The organism is Mycobacterium sp. 29Ha, from assembly GCF_032883055.1.
Taxonomy (GTDB): Bacteria; Actinomycetota; Actinomycetes; order Mycobacteriales; family Mycobacteriaceae; genus Mycobacterium; species Mycobacterium gallinarum.
The window spans coordinates 57877-81654 of sequence record NZ_JAMQTI010000013.1 but is presented as its reverse complement, the minus strand read 5'-3'; the positions used below and the strand labels follow the sequence as shown (position 1 = coordinate 81654).

The following is a 23778-nucleotide window of genomic DNA, read 5'->3' as shown; positions in this document are numbered from 1 at the left end:
CGACAAGCGAGCCGGGGCTTTTCGTTGAGCCAGACTTAGAAGTCCATGCCGCCCATGCCACCGGTCGGGTCGCCCGCAGGTGCGGCCGCCTTCTCCGGCTTGTCGGCGACGACTGCCTCGGTGGTCAGGAACAGCGCCGCGATGGACGCCGCGTTCTGCAGCGCCGAACGCGTCACCTTGACCGGGTCGGCCACGCCAGCCTTGAGCAGGTCCTCGTACTCGCCGGTGGCGGCATTCAAGCCGGTGCCGGCGGGCGAGTTGGTGACCTTCTCGGCGACAACGCCGGGCTCGAGCCCACCGTTGAAGGCGATCTGCTTCAGCGGAGCCGACAGCGCCACGCGGACGATGTTGGCACCAGTGGCCTCGTCGCCCGTGAGACCGAGGTCGTCGAGCGCCGGAGCCGACTGCAGCAGCGCCACGCCACCACCGGCGACGATGCCCTCCTCGACGGCGGCCTTCGCGTTGCGAACGGCGTCCTCGATGCGGTGCTTGCGCTCCTTGAGCTCCACCTCGGTGGCGGCGCCGGCCTTGATCACCGCAACACCGCCGGCCAGCTTGGCCAGGCGCTCCTGCAGCTTCTCGCGGTCGTAGTCGGAGTCGCTGTTCTCGATCTCGGCACGGATCTGGGCCACGCGGCCCGCGATCGCGTCGGAATCGCCGGCACCCTCGATGACCGTGGTCTCGTCCTTGGTCACGACGACCTTGCGGGCCTGACCAAGCAGCGCGACGTCAGCGGTCTCCAGCGAGAGGCCGACCTCTTCGCTGATGACCTGGCCACCGGTCAGGATCGCGATGTCCTGCAGCATGGCCTTGCGGCGGTCACCGAAGCCCGGGGCCTTGACGGCGACGGACTTGAAGGTGCCACGGATCTTGTTGACCACCAGGGTGGAAAGGGCCTCGCCCTCGACATCCTCGGCGATGATCAGCAGCGGCTTGCCGGACTGGATGACCTTCTCCAACAGCGGAAGCAGGTCCTTGACCGTCGACACCTTGGACGACACGAGCAGGATGTACGGATCCTCGAGGACCGCTTCCTGACGCTCGGCGTCGGTGACGAAGTAGCCCGAGATGTAGCCCTTGTCGAAGCGCATGCCCTCGGTGAGCTCCAGCTGCAGGCCGAAGGTGTTGGACTCCTCGACGGTGATGACACCCTCGTTGCCGACCTTGTCCATGGCCTCGGCGATCAACTCACCGATCTGGACGTCACCGGCGGAGATGGCGGCGGTGGCAGCGATCTGCTCCTTGGTCTCGACCTCTTTGGCCGACTTGAGCAGCGTCTCGGTGATCTTCTCGACGGCCTTCTCGATGCCGCGCTTCAGGCCGAGCGGGTTGGCGCCGGCGGCGACGTTGCGCAGACCCTCGCGAACGAGTGCCTGAGCCAGGACGGTGGCGGTGGTGGTGCCGTCGCCCGCGACGTCGTCGGTCTTCTTGGCGACCTCTTTGACCAGCTCAGCGCCGATCTTCTCGTAGGGGTCCTCCAGCTCGATCTCCTTGGCGATGGACACACCATCGTTGGTGATCGTGGGGGCGCCCCACTTCTTCTCGAGTACGACGTTGCGGCCCTTGGGTCCCAACGTCACCTTTACGGCGTCGGCGAGGCTGTTCAGGCCCCGCTCGAGGCCACGACGGGCCTCTTCGTCATACGCAATTGTCTTGGCCATTGCGAAGTGATTCCTCCGGATTGGGGATGCACGTCTTGCGGTCGGGCGCAGTGCCCGCGACGGACGGCTGGGGATGTGCTCCGCGTGTGCGGCCCCTGCCTCACCGTCCCGACCTAGCACTCACCGGTCGCGAGTGCCAACTGCATTTTTAGCACTCAACCATGGCGAGTGCAAGATCGTTCACCGCGGGCGAAGGCCGTCCAGCACGACGTCGGTGAGCCGCTTCGCCGCCTCGTCGTCGTAGGTCTGCATGGCTTGCAGCCCGACCATGACCGCTTTGACGTCCGGTGCCGAAACATCACGGCGCACCACACCCGCCTCCTGGGCGGCAAGCAGCAGGTCACCGAGCATGGCGTAAAACTCGCCCTCCGCCTCGGGCATCGCCTTCTCGACGTCGATACCGACCCCCGCCAGCGCCTCGCTGAGGCCCCGATCGGTCGCCCCCCACTTCAACACCATCGACCGCAGGAATTCGAACAGCGCAGTCGCTGGGTCTCCGGCCGTCAGCAGACTGCGGCCTTCGCCGATGATGCCCCGAATCCTGTCCTCCACGACGGCCCGGAACAGGTCCTCCTTGGTCGGGAAGTGGCGGTAGACGGTGCCCGCCCCGACGCCCGCCCGCCGGGCGATCTCGTCGATGGGCACCGAAAGCCCCTCGCTCGCGAAGGTCTCGTAGGCGACCTCGAGCACCCGGGCGCGGTTGCGGGCCGCGTCCGCGCGCAACGGTCGGGCGGTCTCGGTCACCTTTGTCCCCTCGGGAATGGATTAAGCGGGGCGCTCGTTCCGTATAGTTGTCATCAACCGGGGCGTACGCTCCGCTTAATACTCTACCGAGGAGACCCGATGTCCAATTGGAATACCGCCGATATCCCTGACCAGACTGGCCGCACGGCGGTGATCACGGGCGCCAACACCGGCCTGGGATACGAGACCGCCGCGGCGCTCGCCGCCAAGGGCGCGCACGTCGTGCTGGCCGTACGCAATCTCGACAAAGGGCAGGAAGCCGTCCGCCGCATCGAACAAGCCACCCCCGCCGCCCGCGTGGACCTGCAACAACTCGACCTGACGTCGCTGGAATCCATTCGTGCTGCCGCCGAACAACTCAAGTCCACCCACGACATGCTCGACTTGCTGATCAACAACGCCGGAGTGATGTTCACGCCGAAGTCGACGACCAAGGACGGCTTCGAATTGCAGTTCGGCACCAACCATCTGGGCCACTTCGCCTTCACCGGACTGCTCCTCGACCGGGTGCTCGAGACGCCCGGGTCGCGCATCGTCACGGTCAGCAGCGTGGGCCATCGCTTCGCCCGTAACGGCATCCGTTTCGATGACCTCCAGTGGGAGCAAAGCTACAACCGCTACCTCGCCTACGGGCAGTCGAAGCTGGCCAACCTGATGTTCACCTACGAACTGCAGCGGCGACTGGCCGGCACGGACACCATCGCCGCCGCCGCCCATCCCGGTGGATCGCGGACCGAGCTGACCCGCAATCTGCCACCACTGCTCGGCGCAGCGTCCGGCCTGCTGGAACCGCTATTCCAGGACGCCGCCATGGGCGCTCTTCCGACGCTGCGGGCAGCCACTGATCCCGGCGTGCTCGGCGGGCAGTATTTCGGCCCCGACGGCTTCGCCGAGCAGCGCGGCTACCCCGTGGTGGTGGCCTCCAGCAGGGCATCGCACGACGTCGACGCGCAGCGCAGGCTTTGGGCGGTCTCCGAGGAACTCACGTCGGTGGAGTCCCCAGTCACGCCCCCACTGCCACGATGAGGTGATTCGGCGGAGGGGGCGCGGATACTGGCATTTTTGCCGAAAGATGGCCGCTCCGAGAGAGTTTCACCGCTAGCATCACAAGCGATGTCACTCTGGGATCCGCGAAACGTGCCCCCGTATCCGCTGGCCCGCTACACCAAAGACGAACCGGAGGTCAGTGCCCGCCTGAGGCCCGGCACTGACCCGCCGGACTACGAATTCGGCCTCGTGAAGTACCACTATCTGGCCAACCAAGAATCCACCGACGGCGATTACGGCCTGTACCGCGTCGACATCGCCCCCAACGGCGGCGGGCCGGGCCCGCACTTCCACCGCACCATGTCGGAGGCCTTCTTCGTCCTGTCGGGGACCGTGAGGCTCTACGATGGCACCGACTGGATCGACGGCCATCCGAACGACTTTCTCTACGTGCCACCGGGCGGCATCCACGGCTTCCGCAACGAGGCCGACGCGTCCGTCTCGCTGCTGATGCTGTTTGCTCCCGGCGCACCCAGAGAGGCCTACTTCGAGGGCTTCGCGCACCTGGCCGACCTGTCCGACGAGGAGCGCGCCGAGTGGTTCATCAAGAACGACAACCACTCCGTCGAATGACACGCGGTAGCCGACACGCCGAAACGTGCGTAGGCGTAATCCGTTGCGCTAGGCTCATTCCGATCGCGTTCCGATCAGAACAAGGAGCTTTGGGTGCGGGCTTATGCAGCGCCCGACACCCAGGCTTTGCGGGGCTGGCAGCGTCGGGCATTGGTGCGGTATCTCACCGCTGCGCCGCGTGATTTCCTGGCGGTCGCCACACCGGGGGCGGGCAAGACGGCGTTTGCCCTGCGGATCGCCGGAGAACTTCTTTCCGAGCGCGTCGTCGACCAGATCACCGTCGTCGTGCCGACCGAGCACCTCAAGATTCAGTGGGCGATGGCCGCCGCCGGTGTCGGCATCGCGCTCGACCCGAAGTTCTCCAACTCCTCAGCACAGACGTCGTCGGAGTACCACGGTGTCGTCGTCACCTACGCCCAGGTCGCCAAGCATCCGTCGCGCCATCGCGTACGAACCGAGAATCGCCGCACACTCGTCATATTCGACGAGATCCACCACGGCGGCGACGCGAAGAGTTGGGGTGAGGCGATCCGCGAGGCGTTCGGCGACGCCACGCGACGGCTGTCGCTGACCGGCACGCCGTTCCGCAGCGACGACAGCCCGATCCCCTTCATCAACTACGAGCGCGGCGCCGACGGCCTGTTGCGCTCGCAGGCCGACCACACCTACGGCTACAGCGACGCGTTGGCTGACGGAGTCGTCCGCCCCGTGGTTTTCATGGCCTACTCGAGTGAGTCGCGATGGCGCGACAGCGCCGGCGAAGAGCACTCGGCGCGCCTCGGCGAGCCGCTCAACGCGGAGCAGACGGCGCGGGCCTGGCGCACCGCACTCAACCCCGCCGGTGAGTGGATGCCCGCCGTGATCGCGGCCGCCGACAAACGCCTACAGCAGAAGCGTCAGCACGTGGCCGACGCCGGCGGCATGATCATCGCCTCCGACCAAACGGCGGCGCGGGCGTACGCCGAACTCCTGACCCGGATCACCGGTGAGGTACCCACGGTCGTGCTGTCGGACGACAAGGGTTCTTCCGACCGCATCTCCGCCTTCGCAAAGGGCACCAGCCGCTGGTTGGTCGCGGTGCGGATGGTGTCCGAGGGCGTGGACGTACCACGGCTGGCGGTCGGGGTCTATGCGACGAGCGCGTCGACGCCGCTGTTCTTCGCGCAGGTGATCGGTCGGTTCGTCCGGTCACGTCGGCCCGGCGAGACAGCCAGCGTCTTCCTTCCCTCGGTGCCCAACCTGTTGCTCCTCGCCAGCGAGATGGAGGCGCAGCGCAATCACGTGCTCGGCAAGCCGGACCGCGAGTCGGATGGCCTCGACGACGATCTGCTCGCAGACGCCGAGAAGCAGAAAGACGAGTCCACCGAACTGGACAACGGCTTCGAGATGCTGGGCGCCGACGCGGAGCTCGATCAGGTGATCTTCGATGGGTCCTCATTCGGCACGGCGACGCCGGCCGGCAGTGAGGAGGAGGCCGACTATCTCGGCATCCCCGGCCTGCTCGACGCCGAACAGATGCGCGATCTGTTGCGGCGCCGGCAGGAGGAGCAGCTCGACCGCCGGAGCCGCGCAGCCGGCGACATTGATTCGAGCACGGCTTCTCCTCTGAATTTCCGCCCCTCGAAGCACGGACAGTTGCGCGAGCTTCGCCGCGAACTCAACGCACTGGTATCGATCGCGCACCACCGCACCGGCAAGCCGCACGGGTGGATCCACAATGAGTTGCGCAGAATCTGTGGCGGCCCGCCGATGGCGGCGGCGACCACCGACCATCTGCTCGCCCGTATCGAGGCGGTCCGCACTCTCTGATTAGCGGGGCGACAGCTCGAAGCGGAAATCGCTTTCGCCGATGCGCACATGGCACCCGTCACTGAGCGGGGCGCTGCCGCGAATTCGCTTGTGGTCCAGCTCGACGCCGTTGGCCGAGCGCGCATCTATGAGCACGAAACTGGTACCCGTGTCGATGATCACCGCGTGGTGGCGACTGACCCTCGGATCGTTGAGGGCGATGTCGTTGTCTGATCGCCGCCCGATCCTGGTGGCCACACCCTTCACCGGATAGCACTCACCGGTAGCCGCCCGCAGTTGGGCACGCTCCTTGCCGGTGTTGATGGCGGTGCGGTTGGCCAGGCTGATGAACGTGCCTGCGAGTGTGGTGTCGGGCGGGGGTTTGACGTCCATCGGCTCCTGCCGCAGGATCCGCTCATGCAGGTCGCGCAGCGCCCGGCTCGGGTCGATTCCGAGCTCATCGGCCAGCACGGTCTTCAGGCGCTGATACGCGTCGAGGGCATCCGACTGTCGCGCCGAGACGTAGTACGCGATCATCAACTGCTCCCAGGCCGGCTCGCGGAAGGGATGTTCGGCGACCAGCCGCTCCAGCTCCCCCGTGATCAGCTTCGCGCGCCCGCAAGCGATCTCGGATTCGGCGAGGGCGATGTGGGTGGCGATCTTCTCGTCGGTCATGGCCGTGGCGAAAACCGAGACGAAGTCGAAAGCCCGCAGGTCTTCGAGCACGTCACCGCGCCACTGGGCCAACGCGTTCGAATAGTGACTGCTCGCCTTGTCGAACCGGCCGGCCGTCGCGGCCTGGACGCCCGCGTTCCGCTCGCGGATGAACCTCCCCAGGTCGACGCTCAACTCGTCGATGTTGAGCCGGTATCCCGGCGAGACCTTCTCGAGCATGCTCCGCCCGTCCACACCGACCGATCCGAGGAGCCGACGCAGATTGGACACGTAGGCGTGCAGGCTCGCGCGCGCTTCGGCTGGGGCATCCTCACCCCAGACGGCGTTGATCAGGGAATCCGCTGCCACCGGCCGATTACGGTTCATCACCAGCGACGCCAGCACCGCTCGCTGTTTCGGCGTGCCGATCGGCACCACGGTGTCGTCGACCGTCATTTGCAACGGTCCGAGAAGACCAAACACTGGGCCTCTCTGCGGCATCGGCTGTCCTACCCATCAGCGTGAAGTGACGTCAGCTAACGATACGGCGCTCGGCCAGCCGGGCCAGGTTCTTCAGCGAGTTGTCCAAGTGGTCGACCTCGAACGGCGGGAACTCGATGTCGCGCATTTGCGGCGGCACCCCCGACCAGTCGTAGGTCAACGTCACCCGCGTCCGGCCAGGCCCGTCCGCTTCGAGATCGTAGCGCCAGATCCACCCGCCAAATGCGAGCTCGTTGCCACCCATCAGGTATCCGCGCTGGTCCGGGCCCTGCCCGGGCTGCCAGGCGAGGGCCCGCGGGGGGTCGATCACCTCGACCCGGTTGGCCATCTCGTAATCCTTTTCGGGGTGGTTGTCGTGATACATCGCCATCCGGAAAATCTGGCCCACGTCGGTCAGACGCTGGGGATCGAGTGCGTCGCGCACCCATCCGGTGCCGTCGATCGCCGGGTGTGTCGACGGGTCGGCCAGCACGTCGAAGACCACTTCGGCGGGCGCGTTGACGGTCGTGACGGCGTTCACGTGTTGATCGGTCATATGCGTACCGACCGCCACGGCCGCCAAAACTCACCGTCAGAACAGACCGCAGCCCGCGACACCGCAGAGAAAGGACGTGACCCACAGGAACGGCCAGGCGATGACCATCACCACCAGCGCTGCGATGTCGGAGAAAATCGGGAACGCACCCGTGAGCGCTTGCTGCAGCTGACCCATCAGCTCGATGTGAAAAATCGTGTAGCCGACGCCGATCACGATGTACATCAACGCGATCCACAACGCGAGCTCCAGGAATGTGTTGATGCCGCGATCGAACAGCATCCGTTCGACGCGCACCCAGATCCCCGGCTCCGGCAACGCTACAGCCCCAGCAACTGCGGTAGGTCCGCGACCGAGTCGATGACGTGGTTGGGTTGCATCGCGAACTCATCGGCCGCCCACCGGTCGAGCGTGTCCTGACGAAACTTGCCGGTGCGCACCAACACTCCGGACATGCCGACGACCTGTGCGGGCAGCACGTCGTTGTTGAGGTCGTCGCCGATCATGTACATCTCGTCGGGGTCGACGCCGAGTCGGCTTGCGGCGGCAAGGAATCCCTCTGGCGCAGGCTTTCCGACCGCAGTCGCTTTCCGGCCGGAGGTCTGCTCCATACCGATCAGGTACATGCCGGTATCCACGCGCAAACCATCGGTCGTCGTCCACACCGTGCTGCGGTGCATCGCCACCACCGGAACCCCCTGAGCCATCCAGTCGTAGACCCACGACAGCGTCAGATGGCTGTACTCCGGTCCCGCCCCGCCGAGAATCACCACGTCGGGGCGCTCCGGTGCAGTGGGTCCGCTGAAGTCGCTCGAGTACTCGATATCGATACCGGGCATGTCCTCGGCAATCTGCCCGCTGTTGACGAGGAAACATCGCGCATCGGGGAAGTTGTGGCGGACGTACTCGGCGGTCAGCACAGCGGCAGTGATCACCTCGTCGGCGCGCACGGCCATCCCGGCGTCGTTGAGCAATTCGGCGATCTGCGCCCGCGTCCTGGTCGTGGTGTTGGTCAGGTACGAGCAGGCGACCTGATGGTCGGCGAGGGCCCGCAGCGTCTCCGCGGCACCGGCGATCGGCTTCCACGACGTCACCAGGACGCCGTCGATGTCGAACAACACACCACCGATTGCCATTGCCCGACAGTAAACGGCGATCGTCTCAGCGCAAGTCGGACCCACCCCTATTCGCCGGAGCGCGCCCACCTGGTGTCGGCGACCCACGGGGACGCTTCGCCGACGATCGTCCACGCCAGCCCGGCCGGTATGTCGATCACCTGATAGTGCTTGACGCCCGCCGCGGTCGCGGCGATCAGCGTGGCGACACCGGCCCGGCGCTGCATGAAGGTTTGGCGCACCGTCCATCCGATGATGCCGGGCGCCGCGATGCAGTCACGCCTGCGCTGCAGGCTCCCCGTGCGCGCGACCAACCAGCCGTCGCTCACCAGATGCCCGAGCGACCGCGACCGGTCCAGGGCGAGCAGCGCACAGCACACGGTGAGCACCGCCCATGCCACCCATACCCAGACCGGCACCAGCACGACCACCAGGACGACAGCGACGATCGCAGGACACGCCAGCGCACGGGTCCAGCGTCTGCGGGTCGCGGCGGGCCCGTGGCGGCGCAGCGTGCCGGTGACCGCGTCGGGTCGCGCGATCAAATCGCCCAGGACCGTCTGCGCGGTCGACCTCGGACACGGCGGCAACAGCATCGACGCTTCGCCCGCGCCGCCGACACCCGTCATCACCGCATCGAGACGGGCACCGCCAAACAGCCTGACCAGCAGCGGTTCCCGCAGCGTTCCGCCCCGTAGCCTGCGCATGTCGAACGTGTGCTCCCGCACCCGCAGCAGCCCGTGCTTGAGGTGCAGGACGTCGGCGTCGCGGCGCAGGTCGAGGTTCGCGTAGCTCAGCAGGGACTGCGCGACCGACAGCACGACGGACGCGACGAGCACCACGACCGCGCCTGCGGCGATGGCGGCTGCTACGCCGAAGCGATCAGCGATGGCCGCGCCCGACTGCTCGATCCGCGAATCCCGCAGCGCCGCAGCTGCTCCCACCTGATATGCGATTCCGACGGCGGCCGCGATCATCGCCAGGCCGGTGAAGCTCAGCGGGCTGTACCGCAGCCACGACGGGTGCCAACGCGCGAGCACGCTACCCGGCGTGGCGCCCTGATGCTCATCGCCTGCCAACGATCCGGCCAGCAGCATGGCGCGCAGCCTCGGCGCTTCCGCGGCAGCGACCGCGTCGAGCGCGAAAACACTGTCTCCCATTGCTTCCTGCCCGGTGCTGACCCGTACCACGGTCAGGTCGAGCAGCCGGTGCAGCAACCTCGCGTCGGTGGACACCGAACGAATCCTGTTGCGCGGCATCGAAAGAACTTTGCGCTGCACAATCCCCTTGCGCAGCTGCACCTCGCCGGGGCCGATGCGGTAGCTCGTGGTGAACCAACGTGCGAGCCCGATACCCACCGTGACCACCAGAACGGCGACCGCATACATCGGATTGCCGGTGGCAGAGCCCAGCACGACCGTCCCGATGATCACCGGGATCTGGCGCAGCACTTCGTGAACGGGGTGCACCAGCAGCATGCGGGCGCTCAGCCGACTCCACTCGGCGCCGGTCGGGGAATTCACGTCGCGTCCTCGGCCCCGATCGCCGCGATGTCGGTGAGTTGGGCGACGACGCGGTCCGCGACATCGACATCCAGGGCCACGATGCGCACCGCACCGGCCGACGACGCCGTCGTCACGGTCACGTTCGCGAGCCCGAACAGCCGGTCCAGGGGTCCGCGTTCGGTGTCGACGGTCTGCACCCGCGATACCGGCGCGATGCGGCGCTCCTGCACAAGCCACCCCGAGCGCGTGTACACCGCCTCGGGCGTGACGTCCCAGCGATGAACTCGGAAGCGCCACAAGGGAACCACGACAACGAACAGGAGGACACAAATCGCCGTGATTACCGCGGCGATTGCATGCACCCACCACGTGCGGTGGTCGACGACGAACCACACCAGCTGGGCGAGTGTCAACAAGGCCCACGGAATCAGCGCGCCGAGCGCCCACACCAGCGGCGCCTTGCGACTCGGCGGATTCGCGGGATCCCTCATGCTCAGCACGTTCACGAGGTCACGATTTCTCGAGACTCAGACACTCGCTCACCCCGAAGAGCCGCAACGTCCGCACCGGGATCAACTCCTCGACATCGGTGGTCGCCACGACGGCCGGCCGTTCAACCGGGATGCGCTCTCCGCCGGACACGACGGTGGCCGAACCGGCGGCCAGCACATTGCGCAGCCAGTCGGTGCGCGCGCCGTAAGGCAGCGCGATGAGAAGCCGGGTTGTGGTCTCGATGATGTCGACCGGTGTCTCATAGGTCTTGCCCGAACGACGTCCGATGTGCTCGATGACCGACGTCTGCGTTCCCGCGTTGCCCGCCGTGCGCATCACCCGCGGATTCGTCAAGGAGCGATTCATTCGTCGCACCGTGTTCACCACCGGGGAGACCTGCCAACGCATGCCTGCCACCAGCAGCCCCAACAACACCAGGACCGCACCGAACAGCGTGCCGATGATCACCGCAACCACTCGCATAGAACGAAAGTAACCGGCGGCGCAAGGCAGCAGGGCTTCAGTATGTTGATCGCATGAGTGCCAAATGGACCGCGGCCGACATACCCGATCAATCCGGTCGCGTCGCGATCGTCACCGGCGCGAACAGCGGCCTCGGATACGACACGGCGGCTCTCCTCGCCGGCAAGGGTGCGCAGGTCGTCATGGCGGTGCGCAACCTCGACAAGGGCAACGAGGCCCTCGGGCGCATCCAGCGGACACATCCCAATGCCCAGGTCGCCCTGCAGGAACTCGACCTGTCGTCGCTGGACAACACCCGCAAGGCCGCCGAGGTCATGCGGTCGGCCTATCCGCGCATCGACCTGCTGATCAACAACGCGGGGGTGATGTACGTGCCGACCCGCGAAGCCACCAGCGACGGCTTCGAAATGCAATTCGGCACCAACCACCTCGGCCACTTCGCGCTCACCGGTCTGCTGCTCGACAACCTGATCGGAGTCGACGGCTCCCGCATGGTGACGGTCAGTAGCGTCGGTCACCGGATCATGGCCAAGATCCGTTTCGACGACCTGAACTGGGAGCACAGTTACAACCGCGTCAAGGCCTACGGCCAGTCCAAGCTCGCCAACCTGATGTTCACCTACGAGTTGCAGCGTCGTCTCGCGGCGAAGGGCGCCCCGACCGTGGCCCTCGCCGCGCACCCTGGTTTCTCCGACACCGAACTCATGCGGCACCTGCCGGGCTTCATCCCGGATTCGCTGTGGAAGGTCGTGGCCCAACCCGCCGAGATGGGGGCGTTGCCGACCCTTCGCGCGGCCACCGATCCGGGTGCACAGGGCGGCCAGTATTACGGTCCCGACGGCATCGGCGAGGCCAAGGGAAATCCCAAAGTGGTTGCCTCGAGCGCACAGTCACACGACGAGGCCATTCAGCGTCGGTTGTGGACGGTCTCCGAGGAACTGACCGGCGTGACCTTCGGAGTCTGATGCGGTCCGTCGAGGAACATCAGCGTGTCGTCGCCGGCCTGATCCGCCGCCGGACGCCGATCGCCGTCGCGCTCGCCGACTCGCTGGGGCTGGTCCTGGCCGACGATGTGGTGGCGCCGCTGTCGCTGCCCGGTTTCGACAACTCCGCAATGGACGGCTATGCCGTTGTGGCCGAGGACGTCTCGACCGCCACGGCGGCGCAGCCCGTGCTGCTGCCCGTCGCCGAGGACATCCCGGCCGGCCGCACCGACCCGCTCACACTCACATCGGGGACCGCACACCGGATCATGACCGGCGCACCGCTGCCGCAGGGCGCTACCGCTGTGGTGCCTGTCGAGGCCACCAACGCCGCGACCGACACCGTGGAGATCCGTGCGAGTGCCAAACCCGGCCAACACATTCGACGCGCGGGCGAGGACGTCACCTCGGGCACCACCGTGCTGCGGGCAGGGCAGGTCGTCACCCCCGCGGCGGTGGGGTTGGCCGCCGCGCTCGGATTGGGTGAGCTGACGGTCATTCCTCGGCAACGGGTGCTGGTGATGTCGACCGGATCGGAACTCGTACCGCCCGGCACGCCGCTGCAGCCGGGTCAGATCTACGAATCCAACGCGGTGATGCTGGCCGCGGCGCTGCGCGAGGCCGGGGCCGAGGTGGTGGCGTCACCGACGACCGGAGACGACGTCGCCGCGTTTCGTGACGCGCTGATCCGTCACAGGAGCGACGCCGACCTCATCATCACGACCGGCGGGGTGAGCGCCGGCGCATATGAGGTCGTCAAGGACGCGCTCGGAGCCGGAGGGCAGGCGACATCGGGCCTGGCCGGCGAGGTGGAGTTCGTCAAGGTCGCGATGCAGCCCGGCATGCCACAGGGCTCGGGCGTCGTGGACGGCACGCCGATCATCACGCTGCCGGGCAACCCGGTCAGCGCGCTGGTGTCTTTCGAGGTGTTCCTGCGTGCTCCGGTGCGAAGTGCGATGGGGCTGCCCCATCCCGATCGGCCGCGGCGTTCCGCCGTCCTGATCGAGGACCTCACGTCACCGCGGGGGAAGCGCCAATTCCGGCGCGGCGTGTTCGATTCGGTTGCGGGCACGGTCACCAGTTACGGACCGCCCGCATCGCACCACCTGCGCTGGCTCGCGTCGGCGAACTGTCTGTTGGAGATCGATGAGGACGTTGCCGAACTGGCCGGCGGATCCGATGTTCAGATCTGGGACTTGACCTAAGCCCTATTGGCGACGCGCTCCGCCCGTAGAATCGGCCCACGATGGCCAGACGCCCCGACATTCAATCCGGCCCCGCGCGGTTTGCCGCGCTGGTGCGCTCCTCCGTACCTCCGATGCACCCGGCGGGCCTACCGTTCGTCGGCGCGAGCCTCGCGGTCGCCGCGCTGGGGTACCGCAGCCGCTGGCTGCGGCGCGCCGGGCTCGCGTCCGCCGCGGCCAATGCCGCATTCTTCCGGCACCCGCCGCGGGTGCCACCAACCCGTCCCGGCCTTGTCGTGGCGCCCGCAGACGGACTGGTCTGCCTGATCCAGGAGGCGGTGCCGCCCGCCGAACTCGGCCTGCCCTCAACGCCATTGCCGCGGGTCAGCATCTTCTTGTCGATCTTGGACGCCCACGTGCAGCGCGCCCCGATCGGCGGTGAGGTGATCGCGGTCTCGCACCGGCCAGGGAAGTTTCATTCGGCCGAACTGGAGGCCGCCAGCGAACTCAACGAACGAAACAGCGTCGTCATCCGCAGCCCGGAAGGCGCGCAGGTGATCGCCGTGCAGATCGCCGGCCTGGTGGCCCGCCGCATCGTGTGTGACACGAAGGTGGGCGACAAACTCGCGATGGGCGACACCTATGGCCTGATCAGGTTCGGATCTCGGCTCGACACCTACCTGCCCGCCGGCTCCAACGTCCTGGTCTCCCTCGGCCAGCGCGCCCTCGGCGGAGAGACGATATTGGCCGAGTTGCCAGAGGCTCCCGCGTCTGATGTCGCGGCCGGAGACGCTTCGTGATCAAACCCCGCGTCAAGACGCCGGTCATCAGTCTGCGCATCCTGCCCAGCGCCATGACCGTGACCGCCATCTGTCTGGGCTTGAGTTCGGTGAAATTCGCACTCGACGGCAGACCGACAGAGTCGATGGCGTTTTTGGCCGTCGCGGCGATACTCGACGCACTCGACGGCCGGATGGCCCGGATCCTGAAGGCCACGTCCCGAATGGGCGAGGAGATCGACTCGCTCGCCGATGCGGTGAATTTCGGTGTCGCACCGGCATTCATCGTCTACGCGACGCTGCTGTCGTCGTCCCGGGTCGGCTGGATCGTGGTGTTGCTGTACGCGGTGTGCATCGTGTTGCGGCTGGCCCGTTTCAACGCGATGCTCGACGTCGCCAAGCCCGCCTACGAGAGCAAGTACTTCGTCGGCATGCCCGCCCCCGCCGGAGCGATCGGCGCGATCGGCCCGCTGGCTGCCAAGATGCAGTTCGGCGACGGCTGGTGGACCTCTGAAATCGCCGTCGTCATCTGGATGATCGGCGTCTCGCTCTTGACGGTCAGCACCCTGCCGATGCGCAAGATCCACACCTTCTCAGTGTCACCGAACATGGTGGCTCCGCTTCTGGTGGCGGTCGCGATCCTGGTCGCCGCGTCGATCCTCTACGGCTACCTCGTGATCCTGGCGATCATCCTCGGGTACGTCATCCACATTCCGTTCGCGATCCGAACCCGGCGCTTCCTGGCGGCCCATCCCGAAGTCTGGGACGACAAACCTCGACAACAGCGGGCGGCTCGGCGGGCGATTCGTCGCGCGCAGCCGCACCGGCGATCGGTGATGCGACTCGGATTGCGCAGGCCGGGCTCCTGACGTGACCGGTTTCGATTCGGGGAAGTCGGCAAGCGACCGTCCCGCCCTCAAGCAGCAGCTGACGCTGACCGCGCGCCTGAACACCTCAGCGTTGGACACTCGGCGTGGAGTCGTCCGCCTTCATCCGGAAGTCATTGCGGCGCTCGGCATTCGGGAATGGGACGCGGTGTCGCTGACGGGTTCCCGTACCACCGCAGCGGTGGCCGCAGTGGCACCGCCGGGCACGCCCACCGGCACCGCGCTGCTCGATGACGTCACACTGTCCAACGCAGGCGTACGTGAGGACACCACGGTGCTCGTCGCGCCTGTGACGGTGCACGGCGCACGATCGGTGACACTGTCCGGTTCGAACCTCGCGACCCGGTCGATCTCACCGGCGACGCTGCGTCAGGCACTGCTGGGCAAGGTGATGACGGTGGGCGACACGGTGTCGCTGCTCCCCCGAGAACTCGGTCCCGACATCCCGACGTCGGCAGCGACGTCGGCGCTGGCGTCGTCGGTCGGCATCACGTGGACGTCGGAACTGCTGACGGTGACTGGTGTCGATCCCGTGGGACCGGTGAGCATCCAGCCCAATTCGCTCGTCAGCTGGGGCGACGGGGTGACTCCGTCCATACCCGCATCGTCGGGGCAACCGACCGTCACCGCCGCCAAGGAGTCGACGGCGAGCACCGTCAGTTTCGACGACCTCAAGGGCGCACACGCCCAGGCGTCGCGGCTGATCGAGTGGCTCAAGCTCGCCCTCGACCAACCGCAGCTACTCGAAACACTCGGCGCGACAGCCAATCTCGGCGTGCTTGTCTCCGGTCCGGCGGGCGTCGGAAAGGCGACCATGGTGCGGACGGTCTGCACCGACCGGCGCCTGGTCGAGCTGGACGGACCCGAGGTCGGGGCACTACGCGCCGAGGACCGGCTCACCCGTGTTGCGGCTGCGGTATCCACCGTCCGCGACGGCGGCGGCGTGCTGCTCATCACGGACATCGACGCGCTGCTCCCCTCACCCGCCGAACCCGTTGCGACACTGATCCTCACCGAGTTGCGCAATGCCGTCGCCACCCGTGGCGTGGCATTCGTGGCCACGTCCGCGCTGCCCGACAACGTCGATCCGCGCCTGCGCGCACCCGACCTCTGCGACCGCGAGCTCGGCTTGAGCCTGCCCGACGGCGCCATCCGCAAGCAGCTGCTGGAGGTGCTGCTGCGGGACGTGCCCGCCGGTGATCTCGCCCTGACCGAAATTGCCGAACGTACACCGGGTTTCGTCGTCGCCGACCTGTGCGCGCTGGTGCGCGAGGCCGCACTCCGGGCGGCGGCCAGGGCCAGCACCGACGGCGAGCCGCCCGCGTTGACACAGGACGACCTGACCGGCGCGCTCAGCGTGATCCGGCCCCTGTCGCGGTCGGCGACCCAGGAGGTCTCGGTCGGATCGGTGACGCTCGAGGACGTCGGCGACATGGCCGAGACCAAACAGGCGCTCACCGAAGCCGTGCTGTGGCCACTGCAGCATCCGGAGACGTTCGAGCGCCTCGGCGTCGAGCCTCCGCGCGGCGTCCTGCTCTACGGCCCGCCCGGCTGCGGCAAGACGTTCGTGGTGCGGGCGCTGGCCAGCTCTGGTCGCCTGAGCGTGCATGCCGTCAAGGGTGCCGAGCTGATGGACAAGTGGGTGGGCTCCTCGGAGAAGGCGGTCCGCGACCTGTTCCGGCGCGCGCGCGACTCGGCGCCGTCGCTGGTCTTCCTCGATGAACTCGACGCGCTGGCGCCGCGGCGCGGCCAGAGCTTCGACTCCGGTGTCACCGATCGGGTCGTGGCGTCGCTGCTCACCGAACTCGACGGCATCGAACCACTACGCAACGTGGTGGTGCTCGGCGCGACGAACCGGCCCGACCTGATTGATCCGGCGTTGTTACGGCCCGGCCGGCTCGAAAAGCTTGTCTTCGTCGAACCGCCCGACGCCGAAGCCCGCCGCGAGATCTTGCGCACGGCAGGCAAATCCGTGCCACTCGCCGACGATGTCGACCTCGATGCGCTGGCGGCCGGGCTCGAGGGCTACAGTGCCGCCGACTGTGTGGCGTTGCTGCGGGAGTCCGCGCTGACGGCGATGCGGCGCTCCATCGACGCCGCCGCGGTCACCGCCGACGACGTGGCCAAGGCCCGCGAAACCGTGCGGCCGTCGCTCGACCCCGTCCAGGTCGAGTCGCTACGGGCGTTCTCTGCCGCCCGCTGACGACCTTCGTCGACTAGGGCCGAGCCTCGAGCACGAGGTTGAACGGAGTCTCGGTGGCCCGGCGGAAACGGGTGAACCCGCCACCGTCGACCACGACTTCGCGTAGCCGCGCTTCACCTGCCTGGGCGCCCAGCGCCGGACCTTTCCGGGCCAGCGAAACCGGGACACAGATCTGGGTGGACGCGCCGTACATCACGCGACCCACCGGATTCAGATTGTCGGCCACCCGGTCATTCGCGAACGGCTCGACGAGCATCACGGTGCCGTCGTCGTTGATCGCCTCGCGCGCATGGCGCGACACATTGACCGGATCGGCCATGTCGTGGAGGCAGTCGAAGAACGCGATGAGGTCGAAGCTCTTGTCCTGGTAGCCGACGGCATCGGCGACTTCGAAACGCGCGTTCGTAACCCCTGCGGCAGCGGCCTTCTCGGTGGCGACCGTGATCGACTCGTCGTGATAGTCGTAGCCGACGAACTCCGATTCGGGGAAGGACATCGCCATCAGGATGGTGCTGGCACCGTGGCCGCATCCGACATCGGCGACCTTGGCCCCGCTCTCCAGTTTTTCGACGACGCCGTCGAGCGCCGGCAGCCACGAGCCGATCAGGTTCGCGTTGTAGCCAGCGCGAAAAAAGCGCTCCGTTCCCTCGAACAGGCAGGGGTGATGATCTCCCCACTCCATACCGCGGCCAGACCTGAAGTTCTCGAGCGTGTGCTCGAGGGCGTGGAAGGTCGCCTCGACGATGTTGTACGCGCCGGGCATGTCGACCGGTCCGTTCGGATCGGTCAGGCACAACGCCTGCTCTGGACTCATCGACCACTCGTCGGATGCGGGGTCGTACTCCACGTATCCGCCCGCGCCCTGATTCCCGAGCCATTCTCGGATATAGCGCTCGTCGGTTCCTGTGCGTTGCGCCAGCTGGGACGACGTCAGTGCGCCTTTCGCCAGCTCGCGATACAGCCCGAGTCGATCGCCGACGAGCATCAGCGTCGCACTCATCGCGGCCCCGAGGTCGCCCACCGCCTTACCGAGAAATTCGTTCAACTTCGCTTCGTCGACAGCCATGGCCGCCTCCTTTCACCGATCAGAAGTGAGGTGTCCATAGTGGGCGCGACGAGCGGCCCGCGTCGGATATTGACCGCTCCCATCCGGACGTCTGTGCCCAGGGAAATACATCTTGACAGTGACTAGTTCAAAGGGCATAGTCGGACTAGAACTAGACACTGTCAAGATGAGCTTCGGGAGGCCACGATGACCGCGCCATTGACGATTCGAGCCGGCGATCGCGAGCGTGAACAGACTTCCAACCTGCTGGGCCAAGCCCTTGCGCAGGGCTATTTGGTACTGGACGAGTACGAGACGCGCCTGCAGGCCACATTCGCCGCTCACACCACCGCGGAACTACACGAACTCGTCGCAGACCTGCCGCTGGACCGCATCCGGCGCAACGACCCGGCGCGCAGGCAGGCTCGCCAGAAGGCGGCCAGGCGCGGCGTGCAGATCCACCTCGCGGCCTACCTCGCGATGGTCGTCATCGTGCTGACGGTGTGGCTGGCCGTCGGTCTCACCGCGGGCGCCTGGTACTTCTGGCCGATCTGGCCGATCCTCGGTGCCGGCATCGGCGTCATCGGACACGCGGTGCCGATCCGGTTCGCGGTCCCCCCGGTGGATGTGCGGCGCGTCAGGGCTCGATCAGTCCTGCGCGAATTGCATAGCGCGTCAACGCGACCCGGTCCTGCAGCCCGAGTTTGGCCAGCGTGTTGGTCCGGTGACGGTCGACGGTCTTGGCGCTGATACTCAACGTGGTCGCGATCTCGCGGGTCGACAAGCCCTCGGCGATCAGCTTGAGCACCTCCTCCTCGCGCGGCGTGAGGATGGTGTCGGGCAGCGCGTCGCCCTGCCGCGCCCGGTGCAGATAGTCCCGGATCAGCGCAGTCACTGCGCCCGCGTACAGAAACGGCTCACCGCGCAGCGTCGCGCGGCATGCCTCCAGCAGGTCGCGGTCCGCGACCGACTTCAGCACATATCCCGAGGCGCCGGCTTTCAGGGCCTCGAAGAAGTACTGCTCGTTGTCATACATCGACAGGATCAGGATCCGCACATGCGGATGCCTGCGATTCATCTCCCTCGCTGCCTGCAGACCCGTCATGCGCGGCATCGCGATATCGAGGATCGCCAGGTCGGCCGGTGTGCGGTCGAGCACGTCGAGGGCTTCGCTGCCGTCAGCCGCCTCTGCCACCACGGTGAGATCGGGCTCCGCATCGATGATCATCCGCAGCCCGCTGCGCACCAGGGCGTGGTCGTCGGCGAGCAGAATCCGCGCGGGAGAGGCGAGCATCAGCCGTCCCGCCCCGGCAGCGGAATCACCAGGCGCACCTCGGTGCCCTCGTCCTTGACAGAGGTGATCGTCAGCGCCGCGTTCACCAGCACCGCCCGCTCGCGCATCCCGTTGATCCCCGCACCCTCGTCGGCGACGCCACCCCGTCCGTCGTCAGCGATCCGCAGTGTCAGCTGATCCGCGGTGGTGTGCATGTCGAGCCACACCTTGTGGGCGACGGCATGCCGCGCGACATTGGTCAGGCTCTCCTGGGCGACCCGGTAGCAGACCAACTCCACATCGGCAGGCAGCCGATCAGCTTGGGAGGCAATGTGTTTGACCACCGTCAAGCCGGTGGCCTGAGCGAACTCACTGCACAGCGCGTTGAGCGCACTGGTGAGTCCGAGGTCTTCGAGCGCGTCCGGGCGTAATCGACGCACGATGCTGCGGAGCTCGTCGAGGCTGGCGCGCACCGCCTCCTGCGTCCCGGCGAGTTCGCTCTTGATCTCCGTCGGCGCGAGATCGACAGCGCGTTTGAGCATCAGCAAGGCGACCGTGAGGGTCTGCCCGATCTCGTCGTGCAGTTCGCGGGCAATGCGCTGACGCTCGTTCTCCTGGGCGGCCAGCGCGGTCGCGCCCGCCGTCGTCCGCTCAAATTTCAGCAACGGGGCCAGGCTCGACCGCAGCAGCAGCGCATTCGCCGTCAGCATCACCGCCAGCCCGACGACCAGGACCGGTATCTCGGTCAGCTTGATGCGCGATGACACCGACGCGGGAGACAGCGCCAAAATCAACGTCCCGGCGACGAAGATCAGTCCGTTGATCAGGAAGACACGCCGAAACAGCGCGGCCGCCGGAGTGCGCGCCCGACTCATAGCCCCAGGGTGACAAGTCATACCGAGGTTTGTCCATACAGGCCACATCTCGCCCGAATGGGGGTCAGACCCGATGGTGTGCCACTTCTCCCCCGCCCAGACTGACCCTCAACATGCACGGTCAGTCGACGAAATGACCGGAGGACGAGGACGATGACGCTTACCGCAGACACCGCCGGCACCCATTGGAACGAACTCATGCAAGCACATGAAATCGCCGTGACCCCACCGACGGTGCGGATGGATGACCCGGTGTCCAAGGCCGTACAGCTGATGGTGGTCAACCGGCTACCTGGCCTCGTCGTGGTCGACGAGTCCGACCGTCCGGTTGCCGTGCTGCCCGGGACCCAAGTCCTGCGACTGACGATCCCCGAGTCCTACCGCGACGATCCGGCGCTCGTGCGGACCGTCGACGAGATCCACGCCGACCTGTTCTGGCACGGTCCGGGCCGACTGACCGTGGGCGACTGCCTTCCCACCCCGGTCGCCAAACCCGTGACGGTGGCCCCGGACGCCACCCTCCTCGAGATCGCCACCGTGATGGCCAACAAACGGAGTCCGCTGATCGCGGTCGTCGACCGTGGGGGAAAGCTGGTCGGTGCGGTGACGCTCGAGCGGCTACTCACGAGCCTGGCCGTGGCCGGCCCCAACGACTGATCCACCGGCCCCGTGCTGGCTCCTCTTCTGGCGCTGGCGATATTTGTCGTCGCCTTCTGGTTTCTGGCGACCGAGCGTGCGAACAAGGTTAAAACCGTCCTGGTCGCCGCAGGCCTGATGACGCTGCTCGGCCTGACCCCCGGCGTGCAGATCTTCTACTCCGAGCACGAGGGCATCGACTGGAACGTCATCTTCCTGCTGCTCGGCATGATGGTCATCGTCGGCGTCATCAAGCAGACGGGGCTTTTCGATTTCCTCGCGATCTGGGCCGCAAAACGCTCCAAGGGCAAGCCGTTTCGGCTCATGGTGATGCTGATGGTCATCACCGGCGTAGCCTCACCGGTACTCGACAACGTCACGATCATCATGCTCGTCGCACCGGTCACGCTTGTCATCTGCGACCGGCTGGAGATCGCGCCGCAGCCGTTCCTGATCGCCGAAGTGCTGGCGTCCAACATCGGCGGGGCCGCAACACTCATCGGCGATCCGCCCAACATCATCATCGGCAGCCGGGCCGGCCTGACGTTCAACGACTTTCTGGTGAATATGGCGCCGATTGTGCTCGTGATCTTCGCGCTGTTCGTCCTCTTCACAAAGTTTCTGTTCCGAAACGATCTGCGCGCCAACCATATGCGCCTCGACAAGGTGATGGCGCTGCAGGAACGGCGAGCGATCAAGGACACCGGCCTGCTTCTGCGGTCGATGGCGGTGTTGGTGCTGGTGATCGTCGGCTTCAGCCTGCACTCGGTGCTGCATGTGGCGCCATCCATCGTCGCACTGCTGGGTGCGGGCACGATGCTGTTGGTCACCAACGTCGACGTGGCCGAGGTGCTGCCCGAGGTGGAATGGCCGACGCTGGTGTTCTTCATGGGCCTGTTCGCTATGGTCTCGGGCCTGGTGCACACCGGTGTGATCGGGTGGCTCGGCGACGCTGCGGTCAACCTGTTCGGCGACGACTTCTTCCTCGCCGCAACGGGTTTGCTGTTCGGATCCGCCATTCTCGGCGCGTTCGTCGACAACATTCCGTATACGGCGACGATGACTCCGGTGGTCGAGGACATGGCCGCGCAGGCACCGGACGCCGACACCGGCCGAGCTTTGTGGTGGGCGTTCGCGCTCGGTGCATGCTTCTCGGGTAACGGCACCGCTATCGCCGCCAGCGCCAACGTCGTCGCCATCGGTATTGCGCAGCGGGCCGGTCACGCGATCAGCTTTTGGCGATTCACCCGCTACGGCATTGTTGTGACGCTGCTTTCGACCGCGATCGCTTGGGTCTATGTGTGGCTGCGCTACTTCTGATGCATCCAGTTATCCACTGCCGCAACACATTCGGCGGCGCTCGGGACCCGCTCGTCGGCCCAGGCCACGTAGCTGTCGGGCCGCACCAGAACAGCGGCGGAAAGCTCCGGATGCCTGCCGACGACGTGCACGAGGTCGGAGCGGCCGGTGTCCACCGGCGTCGCCGTGATCAACACGAACTTCCCCGCGCGCAACAATTCGTAGACGCGCTCGCCGCTGCAGTCGACGTCGGGCATCCGGCGGCCCACCAACGCGTGGTCGCCGCGCTTGCGCGGGTAGGCGATTCCGATACCGCTGAGGAACTCGCGCATCAGTCGCCTGGTCTTGGGCACCCGGGTCAGCGTTCCGATGACGATAGTGCGTGCGATGCGTTGCACTTTCGAGCGTCCGAGCACCACCTGGTTGAAGGCGTCGGTCGTGCGAAGCACCGCCGCGCCGACCGGATGCCGCTCGGCTTCGTACGTATCCAACAACCACGTCGGCGCCGATCCATTGACCGCGGCCGCCAGCTTCCAGCCCAGGTTCATCGCATCGCCGATGCCGGTGTTCATGCCCTGGCCGCCGAGCGGCGAATGCACATGGGCGGCGTCACCTGCGATGAACACCCGGCCCGACCGGTAGTGCCGCGCCTGTCTGCGTTCGGACAGAAACCGCGAACTCCACCTCATCTCGGTCATGCCGTAGTCCTCACCGGCGATGCGGACGAACGAATCGCGGATCTCGTCCAGCGTCACCGGTTCGGTCAGCGGCGCCTGTTCACGCAACCGGTCCCATGCGATGGCGCGGAACCAGCCATCGCCGAACGGGATCATCAGGACGACACCACGCTCGTTGGTCACCCCGGTCAGGGTGTCGGACGGTGCGCGCGCCAACGCGACGTCGGCCAGCAGGATGTGCGTCTCGTACTGCTTGCCTGCGAAGTCGATGCCGACCTGAGCGCGGACGGTGCTGTGGGCACCGTCGCAGCCGACCACGTATTTCGCGCGGATCGACGTCCCGTCGGCACACGCGACCGTGACACCACCGTCGTCCTGGGTCAGCCCGATCACTTCAGCTCCGCGCACGACGGGGACACCGAGTTCGCCGACGCGGGTCTCGAGCACGTGCTCGGTGCCGCTCTGCGGGACGATCAACAGCATCGCGTACCTGCCGGGCAGCTCCCGCAGGTCGACCGTCGTACCGCCGGGCGGAGCGAGCTCGAACACCTGCACCCCGCGTGGCACCAGAGCCTCGGCCATCCCGCGCGCGTCGAGCAGTTCCAGGGTGCGAGCGTGCACGGCGAAGGCCCTGGTGATGTTCGGTGCCGAGGCGCGTTCCTCGAGCACCCGGACCGCCACGCCTGCAAGGGCGAGTTCGCAGGCCAGCATCAGACCGGTAGGCCCAGCGCCGACCACTACCACATCGGCTGTGTCCATGACGCCGGATGGTAGCTGCATCGGCCCACGTAGACTGGCGATAAGTCCAGAGCCCTAACCCGGCTGACACCCCGCTATCT

General features: G+C 66.8%; 23 protein-coding genes and 1 pseudogene. 11 read left to right on the top strand and 13 right to left on the bottom strand.

What is annotated here, in order from left to right; genetic code table 11:
• Window positions 1-35: 35 nt before the first annotated feature.
• Together groL and M1248_RS18045 are read right to left on the bottom strand one after the other, a co-directional pair.
• Window positions 36-1661, bottom strand: coding sequence for a chaperonin GroEL (groL, locus tag M1248_RS18050; protein WP_083124148.1), 1626 nt, complete (start codon window positions 1659-1661; stop codon window positions 36-38).
• 180 nt (window positions 1662-1841) lie between these two features.
• Window positions 1842-2405 (bottom strand): TetR/AcrR family transcriptional regulator, encoded by a 564-nt coding sequence (locus tag M1248_RS18045; RefSeq protein WP_163734379.1) that lies wholly within the window; start codon window positions 2403-2405, stop codon window positions 1842-1844.
• Window positions 2406-2504: 99 nt separating this feature from the next.
• On the opposite strand from M1248_RS18045, the gene M1248_RS18040 reads away from it, so the two are divergent.
• From M1248_RS18040 to M1248_RS18030, 3 genes are all read left to right on the top strand, one after another.
• On the top strand, window positions 2505-3431 hold the full coding sequence (locus tag M1248_RS18040; protein ID WP_163734376.1) for an SDR family NAD(P)-dependent oxidoreductase: 927 nt from the start codon (window positions 2505-2507) through the stop codon (window positions 3429-3431).
• An 87-nt stretch (window positions 3432-3518) separates the two neighbouring features.
• Window positions 3519-4025: a cupin domain-containing protein gene (locus tag M1248_RS18035; protein ID WP_317149251.1), complete on the top strand. Its 507-nt coding sequence runs from the start codon at window positions 3519-3521 to the stop codon at window positions 4023-4025.
• A 93-nt stretch (window positions 4026-4118) separates the two neighbouring features.
• A complete protein-coding gene (locus M1248_RS18030; RefSeq protein ID WP_317149250.1) occupies window positions 4119-5834 on the top strand; it encodes a DEAD/DEAH box helicase in 1716 nt (571 codons plus the stop codon).
• Here the strand turns inward: M1248_RS18030 and M1248_RS18025 are convergent, their stop codons facing one another.
• Genes M1248_RS18025 through M1248_RS17995 form a run of 7 tightly spaced genes read right to left on the bottom strand, consistent with a single transcriptional unit; the run spans window position 5835 to window position 11098 of the window.
• Window positions 5835-6968, bottom strand: coding sequence for a BTAD domain-containing putative transcriptional regulator (locus M1248_RS18025; RefSeq protein WP_163689307.1), 1134 nt, complete (start codon window positions 6966-6968; stop codon window positions 5835-5837). It lies immediately after the preceding gene.
• Between the two features lie 31 nt (window positions 6969-6999).
• On the bottom strand, window positions 7000-7503 hold the full coding sequence (locus tag M1248_RS18020; protein ID WP_163734363.1) for an SRPBCC family protein: 504 nt from the start codon (window positions 7501-7503) through the stop codon (window positions 7000-7002).
• Window positions 7504-7539: 36 nt separating this feature from the next.
• Complete coding sequence (locus M1248_RS18015; protein ID WP_317149249.1) at window positions 7540-7800, bottom strand: addiction module protein; 261 nt, start codon at window positions 7798-7800, stop codon at window positions 7540-7542.
• 23 nt (window positions 7801-7823) lie between these two features.
• A complete protein-coding gene (locus M1248_RS18010; protein ID WP_163734360.1) occupies window positions 7824-8639 on the bottom strand; it encodes an HAD-IIA family hydrolase in 816 nt (271 codons plus the stop codon).
• A gap of 47 nt (window positions 8640-8686) precedes the next feature.
• On the bottom strand, window positions 8687-10096 hold the full coding sequence (locus M1248_RS18005) for a PH domain-containing protein (RefSeq protein WP_317149322.1): 1410 nt from the start codon (window positions 10094-10096) through the stop codon (window positions 8687-8689).
• Between the two features lie 41 nt (window positions 10097-10137).
• Window positions 10138-10614, bottom strand: a complete 477-nt coding sequence (locus M1248_RS18000) for a PH domain-containing protein (protein ID WP_317149248.1) — start codon at window positions 10612-10614, stop codon at window positions 10138-10140.
• A gap of 19 nt (window positions 10615-10633) precedes the next feature.
• Window positions 10634-11098, bottom strand: coding sequence for a nitroreductase family deazaflavin-dependent oxidoreductase (locus M1248_RS17995; protein ID WP_317149247.1), 465 nt, complete (start codon window positions 11096-11098; stop codon window positions 10634-10636).
• A gap of 53 nt (window positions 11099-11151) precedes the next feature.
• Between M1248_RS17995 and M1248_RS17990 the strand changes: the two genes are divergently transcribed.
• Genes M1248_RS17990 through M1248_RS17970 form a run of 5 tightly spaced genes read left to right on the top strand, consistent with a single transcriptional unit; the run spans window position 11152 to window position 17134 of the window.
• Window positions 11152-12063, top strand: a complete 912-nt coding sequence (locus M1248_RS17990; RefSeq protein WP_317149246.1) for an SDR family NAD(P)-dependent oxidoreductase — start codon at window positions 11152-11154, stop codon at window positions 12061-12063.
• Window positions 12063-13286: a gephyrin-like molybdotransferase Glp gene (gene glp, locus M1248_RS17985; protein ID WP_317149245.1), complete on the top strand. Its 1224-nt coding sequence runs from the start codon at window positions 12063-12065 to the stop codon at window positions 13284-13286. The genes M1248_RS17990 and glp overlap by 1 nt, the downstream gene beginning before the upstream one ends.
• Before the next feature lie 41 nt (window positions 13287-13327).
• Entirely contained in the window at window positions 13328-14065 is a 738-nt protein-coding gene (locus M1248_RS17980) for a phosphatidylserine decarboxylase (RefSeq protein ID WP_163734349.1), read from the top strand.
• A complete protein-coding gene (locus M1248_RS17975) occupies window positions 14062-14913 on the top strand; it encodes a CDP-alcohol phosphatidyltransferase family protein (protein WP_174262159.1) in 852 nt (283 codons plus the stop codon). Before M1248_RS17980 ends, M1248_RS17975 begins: the two co-directional genes overlap by 4 nt.
• Window position 14914: 1 nt before the next feature.
• Complete coding sequence (locus M1248_RS17970) at window positions 14915-17134, top strand: AAA family ATPase (RefSeq protein WP_317149244.1); 2220 nt, start codon at window positions 14915-14917, stop codon at window positions 17132-17134.
• Between the two features lie 13 nt (window positions 17135-17147).
• On the opposite strand, the gene M1248_RS17965 is transcribed toward M1248_RS17970, so the two are convergent.
• Entirely contained in the window at window positions 17148-18200 is a 1053-nt protein-coding gene (locus M1248_RS17965; RefSeq protein ID WP_163734346.1) for a methyltransferase domain-containing protein, read from the bottom strand.
• A 186-nt stretch (window positions 18201-18386) separates the two neighbouring features.
• Between M1248_RS17965 and M1248_RS17960 the strand changes: the two are divergent.
• Window positions 18387-18800: pseudogene (locus tag M1248_RS17960) on the top strand (DUF1707 domain-containing protein); the annotation flags it as partial.
• Between the two features lie 16 nt (window positions 18801-18816).
• Here the strand turns inward: M1248_RS17960 and M1248_RS17955 are convergent.
• Complete coding sequence (locus M1248_RS17955) at window positions 18817-19473, bottom strand: response regulator (RefSeq protein WP_083124133.1); 657 nt, start codon at window positions 19471-19473, stop codon at window positions 18817-18819.
• The gene (locus M1248_RS17950; RefSeq protein ID WP_163734340.1) at window positions 19473-20327 is read right to left on the bottom strand and encodes a sensor histidine kinase; all 855 of its coding nucleotides are present in this window, start codon (window positions 20325-20327) and stop codon (window positions 19473-19475) included. Before M1248_RS17950 ends, M1248_RS17955 begins: the two co-directional genes overlap by 1 nt.
• A gap of 153 nt (window positions 20328-20480) precedes the next feature.
• On the opposite strand from M1248_RS17950, the gene M1248_RS17945 reads away from it, so the two are divergent.
• Window positions 20481-20984 carry a CBS domain-containing protein gene (locus tag M1248_RS17945; protein WP_232076306.1) on the top strand — a complete coding sequence of 168 codons (504 nt, stop codon included), beginning with the start codon at window positions 20481-20483 and terminating at the stop codon, window positions 20982-20984.
• 12 nt (window positions 20985-20996) lie between these two features.
• On the top strand, window positions 20997-22283 hold the full coding sequence (locus M1248_RS17940) for an SLC13 family permease (protein WP_163734334.1): 1287 nt from the start codon (window positions 20997-20999) through the stop codon (window positions 22281-22283).
• On the opposite strand, the gene M1248_RS17935 is transcribed toward M1248_RS17940, so the two are convergent.
• Window positions 22274-23698 (bottom strand): FAD-dependent monooxygenase, encoded by a 1425-nt coding sequence (locus tag M1248_RS17935; protein ID WP_163734331.1) that lies wholly within the window; start codon window positions 23696-23698, stop codon window positions 22274-22276. The genes M1248_RS17940 and M1248_RS17935 overlap by 10 nt on opposite strands.
• Window positions 23699-23778 lie beyond the last annotated feature (80 nt).

What these genes read in the sequence shown, in the direction of transcription:
- groL (WP_083124148.1), bottom strand. Translation starts at nt 1,661, where the DNA reads ATGGCCAAGACAATTGCGTATGACGAAGAGGCCCGTCGTGGCCTCGAG.
- M1248_RS18040 (WP_163734376.1), top strand. Translation starts at nt 2,505, where the DNA reads ATGTCCAATTGGAATACCGCCGATATCCCTGACCAGACTGGCCGCACG.
- M1248_RS18035 (WP_317149251.1), top strand. Translation starts at nt 3,519, where the DNA reads ATGTCACTCTGGGATCCGCGAAACGTGCCCCCGTATCCGCTGGCCCGC.
- M1248_RS18025 (WP_163689307.1), bottom strand. Translation starts at nt 6,968, where the DNA reads ATGCCGCAGAGAGGCCCAGTGTTTGGTCTTCTCGGACCGTTGCAAATG.
- M1248_RS18020 (WP_163734363.1), bottom strand. Translation starts at nt 7,503, where the DNA reads ATGACCGATCAACACGTGAACGCCGTCACGACCGTCAACGCGCCCGCC.
- M1248_RS18010 (WP_163734360.1), bottom strand. Translation starts at nt 8,639, where the DNA reads ATGGCAATCGGTGGTGTGTTGTTCGACATCGACGGCGTCCTGGTGACG.
- M1248_RS18005 (WP_317149322.1), bottom strand. Translation starts at nt 10,096, where the DNA reads ATGCTGCTGGTGCACCCCGTTCACGAAGTGCTGCGCCAGATCCCGGTG.
- M1248_RS18000 (WP_317149248.1), bottom strand. Translation starts at nt 10,614, where the DNA reads ATGAGGGATCCCGCGAATCCGCCGAGTCGCAAGGCGCCGCTGGTGTGG.
- M1248_RS17995 (WP_317149247.1), bottom strand. Translation starts at nt 11,098, where the DNA reads ATGCGAGTGGTTGCGGTGATCATCGGCACGCTGTTCGGTGCGGTCCTG.
- M1248_RS17990 (WP_317149246.1), top strand. Translation starts at nt 11,152, where the DNA reads ATGAGTGCCAAATGGACCGCGGCCGACATACCCGATCAATCCGGTCGC.
- glp (WP_317149245.1), top strand. Translation starts at nt 12,063, where the DNA reads ATGCGGTCCGTCGAGGAACATCAGCGTGTCGTCGCCGGCCTGATCCGC.
- M1248_RS17980 (WP_163734349.1), top strand. Translation starts at nt 13,328, where the DNA reads ATGGCCAGACGCCCCGACATTCAATCCGGCCCCGCGCGGTTTGCCGCG.
- M1248_RS17965 (WP_163734346.1), bottom strand. Translation starts at nt 18,200, where the DNA reads ATGGCTGTCGACGAAGCGAAGTTGAACGAATTTCTCGGTAAGGCGGTG.
- M1248_RS17955 (WP_083124133.1), bottom strand. Translation starts at nt 19,473, where the DNA reads ATGCTCGCCTCTCCCGCGCGGATTCTGCTCGCCGACGACCACGCCCTG.
- M1248_RS17950 (WP_163734340.1), bottom strand. Translation starts at nt 20,327, where the DNA reads ATGAGTCGGGCGCGCACTCCGGCGGCCGCGCTGTTTCGGCGTGTCTTC.
- M1248_RS17945 (WP_232076306.1), top strand. Translation starts at nt 20,481, where the DNA reads ATGACGCTTACCGCAGACACCGCCGGCACCCATTGGAACGAACTCATG.
- M1248_RS17935 (WP_163734331.1), bottom strand. Translation starts at nt 23,698, where the DNA reads ATGGACACAGCCGATGTGGTAGTGGTCGGCGCTGGGCCTACCGGTCTG.